This is a genomic window from Halorubrum sp. SS7 (genome assembly GCF_005435055.1).
GTDB classification, from domain to species: domain Archaea; phylum Halobacteriota; class Halobacteria; order Halobacteriales; family Haloferacaceae; genus Halorubrum; species Halorubrum salinarum.
Window position 1 is genome coordinate 30,046 of the sequence record NZ_SGXV01000022.1, and the last position, 12,140, is coordinate 42,185.

Genomic DNA, 12,140 nt, shown 5'->3' on the forward strand with positions numbered 1-12,140 from the left:
TCGGGAATGAGGCGACGGCGCACCGGATCAGTCCGGGCGCGTCGCGAACCGGGTTACGGCGGTCGCCGCCAGCGCGCCGAGCGCCGCGATGACCGCCAGGACGACGAACAGCTCGCGGGGCCCGGCGCGGGTGAGGACCGTCCCGGCCAGCGTGGAGCCGAGCGCGCCGATCCCGAAGATCCCGACGTACGTGTAGCCGAACGAGAGGCCGCGCGCCTCGCTCGGCGAGTAGGCCGCCACCGTCGCCTGCGAGAGCGGCTGGACCGTGAACAGCGCGACGCCTAAGGCGAGCGACACCGCGAGGAAGGTGGCGACCGCGCCGGTCGCCGGGACGAAGAGCAGCGCGAGCGCCGACAGGACGGCCATCACCGCGACGAGGCCCCGCTCCGGCGGGATGCGGTCGGCGATCCGGCCGCCGAGGTACTGGCCGAGCACCCCGACCGTGAGCACCGCCACGTAGAGGTACCGGCCCACGTCGAACTGGTCGGCGTAGGGGTTCTCGGGGTCGACGATCTGGAGGTCGACGAGGCCGCCCAGCACGTCGCCGAGCAGGTCCGGGAGGAACGTGAGGAACGTGCGGTAGTAGAGCCCGCTGAACGTGACGAACGCGAACACGATCAGGAACCCGCCGGCGACCAGGAGCCGCGTGTCGGTCGCGATCGACGACAGCGAGACCTCGCCTTTGGTCCCGCCGGACGAGTCGCTCGACCCGCCGTTCGGATCTTTCCCGTCCGGCTCAACCCCGTCCGGATCTTCCCCGTCGGGATCCTTCTCGTCCCCGGACTGAAGCGCCGCGTCCACGTCGACGGTGACCCCGTACGCCGCGACGGCGAGCGCGGGCAGCGCGAGCGCCGCCGTCACCAGCCGCCAGTCGAACGCCAACAGCAGCAGCGCGGTCGCCAGGGGGCCGAGCGCGATGCCGAGGTTGCCGCCGATCCCGTGGTAGCCGAGCGCGGTCCCGCGCTGCTCGACCGCCTTCGAGAGCAGCGACAGCCCCGCGGGGTGGTAGACGCTGGCGGTGAGCCCCCAGATCGCGATGGCCGCGGCGAGGACGGGGAGCGTCGGCGCGACGCTCACGAGCAGGAACGACCCGGCCATCCCGACGAGGCAGGCGAGGATGAGCGGCTTCGAGCCGAACCGGTCGACCAGGATGCCGCCCGGCAGCGCCCCGAGGCCGAAGAGGCCGTAGCCGAGCGTGACGACGACGCCGAGCGCGGCGGCGGTCGTCGAGAACCGCCCGACCCACACCGTCAGCAGGATCGGGATCGACAGCTCGTAGGTGTGGACGAGCCCGTGCGACCCCGCGGTGAATCCGACGATCCGGCGCTCGGCGGCGTCCATGTCGGCCGACGGTTCGGCGGGTCGGCTGATAACGTCGGGGGTAGCCGCCGCGGTTGCCGAGAGTCGGGCGCGCGTCGGCCGGGGGACGGCGACGGGGTCGCTACTCCGCCATCGCCGTCTCGCCGACCGGCGGGTCGGCGCGGATGACGGCGACGACGAGGACGGCGGCGACGACGCAGATCCCGGCAAGCAGGGTCCAGCTCGCGCGGTACGTGGCGGTGTCCGCGAGGTAGCCGAACGCGGGCGGGGCGAACAGCGCCCCGGAGGTCAGGGCGACCTGACAGCCGGCGGTCGCGCTCCCCATCTGGTCGGCCGGGACGAGCGTCGCCATCACGGAGTAGTAGACGCCCGTGAAGCCGAGGACGAAGAAGCCGAGCGCGGCGAACGCGACCGCGGCGGTCGCCTCCGTCGAGGTTCGGGCGACGACGAGGAACAGCCCCGCGCTCGCGAGCGTCTGGACGAGCAGGATGCCGCCGATCCGGACCTGCGGGTCGCCGGGGAGCCGGTCGGAGAGCCACCCGCCGAGGAGCCGCCCCCCGCTGCCGAACAGCTGGACGACCGCCAGCACGGTGCCGGCGAACGCGACCGACGCGCCGACGGACTCCTCGACGTAGAGGACGGTGTACCCCGTGGTCGTGAAAAGCGCCGCGCCGAGGAACAGCCCGGCGACGACGAGCAGGACGTACGGCCGGTTGCCCGCCAGGCCGCGGAGGTCCGGCCGGCTCGCCGTCCCGCCGCCCGCGCCGCGGTAGAGGACCCCGAAGACGAGCGCGACGAGGAAGCCGAACCCCGCGGCGATCAGGAAGCCGGCCTGCCAGAAGAGGTACCCCGCGAGCCCGGTGACGAGCAGCGCGCTGATCCCGCTCCCGCCGGTGACGCCGACCTGCTTGATCCCCATCGCGGTGTTCTGCCGGCCGGGCTGGACGCTGTCGTATATCGCCTTGTTCGTCCCCGGCATCGCGACGCTGTAGACGGAGCCGAGCAGGAAGACGGCGACGAGGAGGAGGGCGTAGGAGGGCGCGCCGGCGACGAGGACCATCCCCGCGGCGAGGCCGACGAGGCCGAGCGAGAGGGTCTTCCGCTCGCCGACGCGGTCGGTTATCGCCCCCACCGGCAGCAGGAACAGCGCGTACCCGAGCGTCAGCGTCGTGACGACGAGGCCGACCTGAAGCCGGGAGAGCCCGAACTCGTCGCGGAAGAACGTCGTCGCGGCGAAGACGGTGTAGTAACAGACGCTCGCGGACACCTGCCACAGCGTCACCAGGGAGACGGTGCGCCAGTAGGAGCGGTCCATTCACCGCCCGCCACCACGTCCCGGTTCATAAGCGGTGCCGTCGCGGCAACCCGACGGTGCGACGACCCCGCGGAGCGACCGCCTCGGGCGCCTCAGAGCGCCCGTTCGGCGGCACGAACTGCCCGGTCACGAATCCTTATGAGCCGCGGCCGGGAGGTGCTCCCATGACGCAGGACTGGCGGGACTCGGTCGAACTCACCGAGCAGCAGTCGCTCGTGCGGCGCAGCGTCCGGGACCTCTGCGCCGAGTTCGGCGACGAGTACTGGCGCGAGCGCGACCGGACGGCGACGTACCCCACGGAGTTCGTCGACGCGCTCGCCGACGACGGCTGGCTGGGCATGCTCGTGCCCGAGGAGTACGGCGGCGTGGGCATGTCGACGAGCGAGGCCGTGGTGATGATGGAGGAGATCGCCGCGAGCGGCGGCGGCTTCGCCGGCCCGCAGTCGATCCACGGCGGGATCTACAACTCCGTCCCGATCGTGAAGTACGCCGACGAGGGGCTGAAGGCGGACCTCCTGCCGCGCGTCGCCGACGGCGAGGCGCGCATCCAGGCGTTCGGGCTCACCGAGCCGAACGCCGGCTCCGACTCGACGGCGATGGAGACCAGAGCCGAGCGGGACGGCGACGAGTACGTGGTCAACGGCGAGAAGGTGTGGATCTCGCGGGTCGAGGACAGCGACTACCTCCTCCTGATGGCGCGGACGACGCCCAGAGACGAGGTGGACAAGCGCACCCGCGGCATCTCGATGATCCTCGTCGACCTCGAGGAGGCCTACGGGAACGGGCTGGAGATCGAGCGGATCCCGAAGACCGCGAGCCGCGCGGTCCACTCCTACCAGCTGTACTTCGACGACCTGCGCGTCCCCGCGCGGAACCTGATCGGCGAGGAGGGCGAGGGGTTCTACCAGGTCCTCGACGGGCTCAACGAGGAGCGGCTGGTGATCGCCGCCGAGTGCCTCGGGCTCGGCGAGGTCGCCCTGGAGCGCGGCATCGAGTACGCGAACGAGCGCGAGGTGTTCAGCGGCCCCATCGGCGCCAACCAGGCGGTCCAACACCCGCTCGCGGAGGCGTACGCCGACCTGCTCGCGGCCAAGAAGGTGATCTACAGCGCGGCCGACCGCCTCGACGACCTCGAACGCACCGCGGCGGGCGCGGAGGCGAACGTCGCGAAGTACCTCGCCGCCGAGGCCGCGTTCGAGGCGGCCGACGCCGCGGTCCAGACCCACGGCGGCTTCGGGGTCGCCCGCGAGTACGACGTGGAGCGCTACTTCCGCGAGGCCCGCCTGACGCGGCTCGTCCCCGTCACTCAACAGCTCGCCTTGAACTACCTCGGCGAGCGCGTGCTGGGGCTGCCGCGGTCGTACTGAGCGACCGCTCGCGGCGCGGAGACGACGGTGAAGAAGAGAGCGGAGAGGGTGGAAAGAAATCTGGACGACGGACGGCCGCGGAAGCGGGTCGCCGGCCGGGTTACCGCTTCCGGCCGGAGATCATGCCCGCCGCGCCGCGCAGGGTCCCCAGCGGGTTCGGGCGGCCGATGACCGTCTGGAGCCCGTACAGCGCGAGGACGGCCGCCAGGGCGCCGAACTGGACCATCTGCATCGGGTGGACCATCGCCAACACGCCGGCGACGAAGAAGGCGATCCGCAGCCCGTACGTCTGCCCGCGGCCGAACACGAACTGGTAGTTGATCCCGTGGATGATCGCGAGCGAGCCGAGCATCGCGAGCACGCCGGCGGACAGCGAGGCGTAGTTGAAGCTCCCGGAGACGAGCTCGGGGTGGTAGGCGAAGGCGAAGGGAAGGACGAAAAGCGGCGCGGAGATGCGCAGCGCCTCCTTACAGCTCCCCCAGAAGCCGCCGCCGGAGATGCCGCAGGTGACCGCGACGCAGGTGGCGATGGGCGGCGTCAGCCCCGCCAGGATGGCGGCGTAGAACACGAAGAAGTGGCCCGCGAACTCGGGCACCGCGAACTGGTTGATCAGCGTCGGCGCGACGAGCAGCGCCACGACCGTGTACGCGGCGGTCGTCGGCATGCCGAGACCGAGGATGATGCAGATGATCATCGCCAGCATGAACGCGACGATGGCGATGCCGCCCGACAGGTCGAGCAGCGTGAGCGAGATGGCGGTCGGGACGCCCGTCGCCATCAGGATGTCGACGACGCCGTTGATCGCCGCGAGGATGATCGTCACCGGCGCGACGACGATGACCCCCTCGCGGAAGCCGTCGATCGTCTGTTCGAGCGTCTCGACGAACGTCTCGCGGTTGCTCTCGCCGTCGAGGGCCGCCTGGATTTGCGGGACGCCGATCCCGAAGGCGATCATCGACAGCGCGGTGTACAGCGCCGCGGTCATCACCGTGTACTGGAGCACGCCCAGCACGTAGATCAGGATGACGAGCGGCACGCCGTACTTCACGGACTCCAGGACCACCGTCCGGCGGTCCATCTGATCGCCGATGAGGCCGTCCATCTCGGGGTCGTCGATCTGCGGGGCCGCCACGTAGTGGACGGCCATCGCGATGGAGACCACGAGGACCGCGGCGGGGATCAGCCCCGCGATGATGACGTCGACGTAGGTGACGCCGGTGATGAGCGACGCCATGATGAACGCCCCCGCGCCCATCACGGGCGGGAGCACCTGGCCGGCGGTCGACGCGACCGCCTCGATGCCGCCGGCGGTCTCCGGTTTGATCCCGTTCTCCTTCATCAGCGGGATGGTGAACGAGCCGGTCATCCCGGCGTTGGCGGTCTGGCTCCCGTTGACGGAGCCGATGACCGCGCTCGCGATGACGGCCGTCTGCGCGATCCCTGAGTCGACGTACTTCGCCGAGCGGACCGCCAGCCGCAGGATGAGGTCGAACGCGCCGTACGCCTTCAGCAGGCCCGCGTACAGCAGGAATAACGCGATCCACGCGGCCACCAACCGGGTGAGGAAGCCGAAGAAGCCGTCGACGCTCACCACGAGGATCCGGAGGATCCGCGAGGGGCTCAGGCCGCCGTGGCTCAGGGCGCCGGGCATCTGCGGGCCCGCCAGCCCGTAGCCGATGCCGATCAGCACGACGGCGAGGAAGGTGATCCCGAACGAGCGCCAGGTCAGGTAGATCATCGCGAGCGTGAACGCGAACGCCAGCATGATCTGCGCCTCCGTCGCGCGCCCGACCGTGTCGATCGCGACCTGCTGGTAGTTCAGGAAGAGGTAGCCGCTCGTTCCCAGGGTTATCAGCCCGGAGACGACGAGCAGCGCCGTCTCGATCCAGTTGCCCTCGATCAGCGGCTCGTCGAGCTCCGAGAGGACGTACAGCCCGAGGATGCCGCCGAGGAACGCGACCGCGTACTGCCCGCGGGGCATCTGCTGGGTGTACGAGTACCACATGACGATCGTCCAGAACGGGATCGAGTAGCAGATGAGCGCCATGCGGAGCCGCTCTTCGATGCCGGAGCCGAGCCAGAGGATCGCCGCGGCCACGACGGCGACGCCGCCGACGCCGGCGATGCCGACCATCGTCGTCGACCCGTCTATCTCGGTGCCCAGCAGCGCGGGCGCGACGACGGTGGGGCCGAAGACGACGGCCACCCAGAGCGGCAGCGAGAGGAGATACAGCCAGAGCTGTCTCCTGCCGCGGTCGCCGTCCGCGAGGTCGAGCGACTCCTCGTCGGCGAGCAGGCTGTCCTCCGCTACGTCGGGGTCAGTCGGCGGATCGGTCGGGTCGGGTGGTGTGTCGGGGTTGGTGGCCATCCGTCAAAGGGTGAAAGGGGGTGGTCAGGGTGGTTGTGCGCGCGTCGTCGGGGCTACTCGTCGCCGCGGCTCCAGGAGTCCTCCCAGACGTCGTTGTCCTCGAAGAAGTTCGCCACGCCGGCGTGGATGTCGATCTCCGGGATCACGGTCTGGGTCATCGCTTCGGGCGAGTACTCCAGCGTCGTCGGGTCGGACTCGCGGAGCGTCTCCTCGTGCTCGATGGCGAGCCGGCAGATCTCCTCGGTCGCGCGGGCCGGGATGTCGGGGCTGAACGCCCACTGGCCGGCGAGCGACCAGGTCGTCATCGTGTCGGTGTAGGCGGTGACGTCCTGCTCGTACCCGTACGGCTCGACCTCTTCGAGGATCGCGCCGGGGTGCTCCTCGATGACCGAGCGGAACTCGTCGTCGACCTCCAGCAGGTTCAGGCCGCCGCCGGAGCGGACGTCGACGTTCTGACACCAGCCGGAGAGGGCGACGCCGTTCGCGCCGTACAGACAGAGCGCGTCGACGCGGCCCTCCTCGACGGCGCCGGGAATGTCGCCCGTGTCGAGGTTGAGGATCTCGTTCGGCTCCCACATGCCGGCTTCCTTGAGGATCTCCTCGGTGAGCAGCCGCGTCCCGAATCCGGGCTGGATCGGGTAGATCGTGTAGCCGCCCTCGCGGAGGTCGGCGACGGACTCGACGCTGTCGTTGAGGCCGACCCAGTGGATCTGCAGCGAGGTGAACAGGAAGCCCTGGTTCGGCAGGGTGTCGACGGGATCCTCCGCGAACGGCCCCTCCTCGTTGAGCGCCTTCGCCAGCGAGTTGTTGTCGACGCCCATCGCCGGGATGTCGCCGTTGTCGTAGGCGTACAGGTTCGCCGTCCAGCCCTGCGTCTCCTGAACGGAGATGTTCAGGAAGTCGCTGTGCTGGGAGGCGGCGCGGGCGAGCGCCTGGCCGGCCGCCTGCGTCGAGCTGCCGGTGGACGTGCCGCCGATGGTGACCGTCACGTCGCCGCCGCCGTCGCCGCCGTCACCGCCGTCGCCGCCGCCGGAACAGCCGGCGAGTCCGACGGCGCCCATCGCGGCCGCGCCCTTCACAACGTCACGTCGAGTCGTCTTGTCACTATCTACCATGTAGATCCGCCAACATCGTGGACCGCTAAAAGGGTATCGTCGCGCCCGAGAATTGACGGAAAGCGAGGGGATCGGCCGGAAATCGAAACTACGGTCCGAGTAACAGTCCGGGTTTTTTCACTGCTTACGCGTTGGAAAAACAGATCTCGCGGGGCTACGAGTCAGTCGACCCCCACGAGAACGCCGATGGAAGGTGATGCGGCGTGTTGCCGCCGTCCTCGGCCGCTCGCGCGCGGTACGCCTCCAGGTCCTCGCGGAAGGAGGGGTCGGCCACCGCGATCAGTTCCTCGGCGCGCTCGCGGGGCGACAGGCCGCGGAGGTCGGCGACGCCGTGCTCGGTGACGACCACGCTCGCGTCGTGCTCGGTGTGGTCGACGTGCGGCGTCAGCGGGACGACCCGCGAGACGTCGCCGCCGACCGCCGTGGAGGGGAGCGCGACGACGCCGAGCCGGCAGTTGCGGGCGAAGTCGCCGCCGCCGCCGATGCCGTTGACGACGCGGGTGCCGCCGATGTGGGTGGCGTTCACGTTGCCGTACAGGTCGACCTCGACGGCGCTGTTGACGCCGACGACGCCGAACCGGTCGATGAGTTCGGGCGCGTTCGACACGTCCGCCGGGCGCAACACCACGTCCTCGGCGTAGCGCTCGACGTCCGCGAACAGCCGCTCTTGCCCCTCGCTCGACAGCGCCAGCGAAGTGGCGCTCGCGCCGCGGAGGTCGCCCGCGTCGAGCATGTCGAGGAGGCCGTCCTGGACGACCTCGCCGACGTACGCCACGTCGCGGTCGCCGAAGTCCACGTCCGCGAGCGCGCCCATCAGCGCGTTCCCGAGGCTGCCGACGCCGAACTGGAGGTTCACGGCGTCGGCGAGCAGGGGGTTGCGGTCGAGTTCGGCCTCCAGGAACCCGCCGAGGTTCGCCGCGATGGCCTCGTCGGTCGCGGAGACATCGCGGAACTCGTAGGGGTCGTCCGGGCGGTCCGTCTCCACGACCGCGGCGAGCTTCTCGGGGTCGAACCCGACCGCCGGGCCGCCGGTCTCGCCGAGGGGGTCGTCGAGCGGGATCGGCGCCCGGTTCGGCGGGTCGTCGCGGACGTGAACGTCGTGGACGCGAGCCAGGTCGATCGGCTGCGCGCGGTTCACCTCGACGATCAGGCGGTCGGCGGCGCCCACGTACGCGGGCGTGTGGCCGATGGAAGTGGAGGGGACGAGCCAGTCGGGGCCGACCGCGACCGCCTCGACGACCGCTACCGTCTCGCCGCGCATCCCCGCGCGGAGGCCGCCGAACCGCACCTCGTCGGCGAGCCGCGAGATGTGGCGGTCGTGGAAGGCGAGCCGGCCCTCGTTGGCCGCCTCGCGGGCGGTCTCGTTCGGGACGAACGGGTAGCGCCGGGCCATGTCGCCGGACTCGACGAGGTCGCGGTCGATCTCGTCGCCGACGCCGCCGCCGGAGATCACCGTCAGTTCGCGCTCGCCGTCGGCCGCCGCCAGCGCCTCGGGGACCAGCTTCGGGTAGCCGACGCCGCCGAAGCCGGAGACGAGCAGCGTCGCGGTCTCGGGGACGAGCGCGGCCGCCTCCTCGGGGGCGGCGAACGGCAGGTCGCCGCCGAGCCGCGTCGCCGGGACCGGGTCGTCGAGGGTCGGCGCCGCGGGGCCGGAGGGCGCGGGCGTCACTCCAGGTCCTCCGGCTGGGTGCCGATCCCCTCGGGCCACCCCGTCGGCTGCGCCGCGCTCGGCTGCGCGTGCGACCGCTTGAGCACCATCGGCGTGCGCTCCAAGGAGAGCACCAGCTCGTCGTCCTGGTTGTACGTCCGCAGCTCCGTGGTGACGATGCCGACGTGGTCGCGCGAGGAGGACTCGCGCTTCGCTATCACCTCGGACTCGGCGAACAGCGTGTCGCCGTGGAAGACGGGCGCGTGGTGGCGGATCTTATCGTACCCGAGGTTCGCGGTCGCGTTCGCCGACACGTCGATGACGCTCATCCCGACCGCCAGCGCGATGACGAAGGTGCCGTCGACGAGGCGCTCGCCGAACTCCGTCTCGGCGGCGTACGCCTCGTTGAAGTGCATCGGGTTGAGGTTCATCGAGAGGTTGGTGAACCAGACGTTGTCGGTCTCGGTCACCGTCCGCCCGTAGGGGTGTTTGTACACGTCACCCACCGCGAAGTCCTCGTAGTAGCGCCCCTCCCAGCCGCCGACGAGCCGGCGGTCCGTCTCCTCGCCGTCGTGTGCGTCGCTGTCGCGTGCCATACCGCTCCCGACAACGAACGACTAAAAGAGGATTGCGCTCGCGGCCCCGTCCGCCGGATCGGTCACGCCGTCGGAACCGGCCGCACCGGCGTTACAGCGACGACGTGTACAGCAGCAGGCCGACGGAGATGACGGTGACGAGCAGGATCCACCCGACCATGATGATCCCCATCTGCCGGTGCGTGAGGTTCGTGCCCTCGAGTATCTCGGAGACGCCCATACGCCGACGGATTCGCCGAGAGTATTTAATCGCTTCCAACGGACGAAGCGGACTCGCGGGCCTAACGAGCGAAGGAAGCGAGCGCAGGAGTGGACTCGCGGGGGTCCCGCGAGCGAACGCAGTGAGCGAGTGGGACCACGCGAGGGAACGACTGAACGACTGAAAGGAGTGAAGGAGTGGACTCGCGGGGATTCTGAACCCTACCAGACGTGCTCGCTCGCGTCGCTCACTGCGCGCGACTGGTAGGGTTCAAATCCCCGCTCATTAAGAGATGCGCCGCTCGCGACGTTGCTCGCGGCGCAAAAACATGGACTCGCGGGGATTTGAACCCCGGGCCTCTTCCTTGCGAAGGAAGCGATCTGCCACTGATCTACGAGCCCTCAAGACGAAGCAATCGCCGTTCGTATTTGTACCTTACCTTTCGCCGACCGGTACGCGAGAGGCTCCCACCCGTCGACCGAACGAGTTCGGCCGGTGTCCCCGACACCCGCGAACCCGGCCGGCACCGACGGGATTAGGTACCGCGAGCGCGAATTTTCTGATACGACGCGGATCCTCGCCGCCGGTTGTCGATTAACGTTTTTGAGACGCATCCCACATTCGTTACCCTTTTGACCGCGGACGACCGAGCGTTCGGTATGTCAGACGCGACGGCGACCGACGCGACGGCCGACGTGGACCCGGCCGCGCTCGCGGCCCTCAAACACGTCGGGCTGGTCGGCGGCCTCTCCGAGACGAAGGTGTCGTGCGCGGCGCTTGGCGACCGGCTCGACGCCTCCACGCAGACCGCCTCGCGGCGCCTCCAGACGCTCGAATCCGCGGGCTACGTCGAGCGCGACGTGGTCAGCGACGGGCAGTGGGTCCGCGTGACGGACGCGGGCGAGGCCGCGCTCCGCGCGGAGTACGCCGACTACCGCCGGCTGTTCGAGTCGGACGTCGAGCTCTCGCTCCGCGGCGCGGTCACCGGCGGGATGGGCGAGGGGCGCCACTACATCACGCTGCCGGGGTACGCCGAGCAGTTCCGCGAGCGGCTCGGCTACGACCCGTTCCCGGGGACGCTCAACGTGAACCTCACCGAGGAGAGCGTCCGCCGACGCGGCGAGATGGCGGGTATCGACGCCGTCCCGATCGAGGCGTGGGAGGGCGAGGACCGCACCTACGGCGCGGCCACCTGCTACGGCGTCACCCTCGTCGCGGACGGCGAGCGCTACGAGGCGGTCCACGCCATCGTCCCCGACCGGACCCACCACGACGACGACCAGCTCGAACTGATCGCGCCGGACCGGCTGCGCGACGCGCTCGACCTCGAAGACGGCGACAGCGTGGAGGTCCGCGTCGAGCCCGCGAGCCGCGCCGACGAGCCTGGCTCGGCCGCGGTCGAGACGGAGGTCGCCTGATGCGCGCCGACGTCGACGCCGACCCGGACGCGGCGGGGGCCGACGCCGGCGAGACCGCCGAGGGGACGGACCCGGTCGAGCGCGCGCTCGACGCCTTCCGCGCCGGCGACCCGGTCTGCGTCCACGACTTCGCGGACCGCGAGGGGGAGACGGACATCGTCTACCCCGCGGGCGCGGTCGACGAGGCCGCGGTCGCGCACATGCGCAACGACGCCGGCGGCCTGATCTGCGTGGCCGTGAGCGACGCGGTCGGCGACGCGTTCGACCTACCGTTCCTCGCGGACGCGCTCGACCACCCCGCGGTCGACGACGACCCCGACTACGACGACCGCTCCTCGTTCTCGCTCCCCGTGAACCACCGCGAGACGTTCACCGGGATCACGGACGCCGACCGCGCGAAGACCATCGTCGAGGTGGCGAACGCGGCCGCGCGGGTCCGCGACGACCCGACCGGCTACGGGCCCGAGGAGTTCGCCGCCGAGTTCCGCGCGCCCGGCCACGTCCACGTCCTGCGCGGCGACCGCGACGGCCTCGACGGCCGGACCGGTCACACCGAACTCGGCCTCGCGATGGCCGAGGCCGTCGGCGCCGCGCCCGCCGCCGTGGTCTGCGAGATGCTCGACGACGAGACGGGCGACGCGCTCGCACCCGCGGACGCCGCCGCCTACGCGGCCCGCCGCGACATCCCCTACGTCGAGGGCGCGGCGCTCGTCGAGGCGCTGAAGTAACCACTTCCACGCTTCGCGGTGGCGCGTGCCTGCGAGCGGCCGCCACCGGCGGCCGCGAGGAGCACG

10 protein-coding genes and 1 tRNA gene are annotated in these 12,140 nt (G+C 70.8%); 3 read left to right on the forward strand and 8 right to left on the reverse strand.

From position 1 onward, the window contains the following. Nucleotides 1-27 precede the first annotated feature (27 nt). Entirely contained in the window at nucleotides 28-1,341 is a 1,314-nt protein-coding gene (locus EXE44_RS15180; protein ID WP_137717844.1) for an MFS transporter, read from the reverse strand. Between the two features lie 100 nt (nucleotides 1,342-1,441). After that, nucleotides 1,442-2,635 carry an MFS transporter gene (locus tag EXE44_RS15185; RefSeq protein ID WP_137717845.1) on the reverse strand — a complete coding sequence of 398 codons (1,194 nt, stop codon included), beginning with the start codon at nucleotides 2,633-2,635 and terminating at the stop codon, nucleotides 1,442-1,444. A 164-nt stretch (nucleotides 2,636-2,799) separates the two neighbouring features. Between EXE44_RS15185 and EXE44_RS15190 the strand changes: the two genes are divergently transcribed. Continuing rightward, a complete protein-coding gene (locus tag EXE44_RS15190; protein ID WP_137717846.1) occupies nucleotides 2,800-4,002 on the forward strand; it encodes an acyl-CoA dehydrogenase family protein in 1,203 nt (400 codons plus the stop codon). 100 nt (nucleotides 4,003-4,102) lie between these two features. Here EXE44_RS15190 and EXE44_RS15195 read toward each other — a convergent pair whose 3' ends face one another. The 6 genes from EXE44_RS15195 to EXE44_RS15215 form a co-directional block, all read right to left on the reverse strand. Further along, a complete protein-coding gene (locus tag EXE44_RS15195; RefSeq protein WP_137717847.1) occupies nucleotides 4,103-6,370 on the reverse strand; it encodes a TRAP transporter fused permease subunit in 2,268 nt (755 codons plus the stop codon). A 53-nt stretch (nucleotides 6,371-6,423) separates the two neighbouring features. After that, nucleotides 6,424-7,485, reverse strand: a complete 1,062-nt coding sequence (locus tag EXE44_RS15200; protein ID WP_235681744.1) for a TAXI family TRAP transporter solute-binding subunit — start codon at nucleotides 7,483-7,485, stop codon at nucleotides 6,424-6,426. 154 nt (nucleotides 7,486-7,639) lie between these two features. Then, on the reverse strand, nucleotides 7,640-9,154 hold the full coding sequence (locus EXE44_RS15205) for an acetyl-CoA hydrolase/transferase C-terminal domain-containing protein (RefSeq protein ID WP_137717848.1): 1,515 nt from the start codon (nucleotides 9,152-9,154) through the stop codon (nucleotides 7,640-7,642). Next, nucleotides 9,151-9,729, reverse strand: a complete 579-nt coding sequence (locus tag EXE44_RS15210) for a MaoC family dehydratase (RefSeq protein ID WP_137717849.1) — start codon at nucleotides 9,727-9,729, stop codon at nucleotides 9,151-9,153. The genes EXE44_RS15205 and EXE44_RS15210 overlap by 4 nt, the downstream gene beginning before the upstream one ends. 91 nt (nucleotides 9,730-9,820) lie before the next feature. Further along, nucleotides 9,821-9,949, reverse strand: a complete 129-nt coding sequence (locus tag EXE44_RS21930) for a hypothetical protein (RefSeq protein ID WP_255510283.1) — start codon at nucleotides 9,947-9,949, stop codon at nucleotides 9,821-9,823. 308 nt (nucleotides 9,950-10,257) lie between these two features. After that, nucleotides 10,258-10,329, reverse strand: a tRNA-Ala gene (locus tag EXE44_RS15215). A 258-nt stretch (nucleotides 10,330-10,587) separates the two neighbouring features. Between EXE44_RS15215 and EXE44_RS15220 the strand changes: the two genes are divergently transcribed. Together EXE44_RS15220 and ribB are read left to right on the forward strand one after the other, a co-directional pair. Then, nucleotides 10,588-11,346 carry a DUF120 domain-containing protein gene (locus tag EXE44_RS15220; RefSeq protein ID WP_137717850.1) on the forward strand — a complete coding sequence of 253 codons (759 nt, stop codon included), beginning with the start codon at nucleotides 10,588-10,590 and terminating at the stop codon, nucleotides 11,344-11,346. Next, nucleotides 11,346-12,074 (forward strand): 3,4-dihydroxy-2-butanone-4-phosphate synthase, encoded by a 729-nt coding sequence (ribB, locus tag EXE44_RS15225; protein WP_121563586.1) that lies wholly within the window; start codon nucleotides 11,346-11,348, stop codon nucleotides 12,072-12,074. Before EXE44_RS15220 ends, ribB begins: the two co-directional genes overlap by 1 nt. The last annotated feature ends 66 nt before the right edge of the window (nucleotides 12,075-12,140 follow it).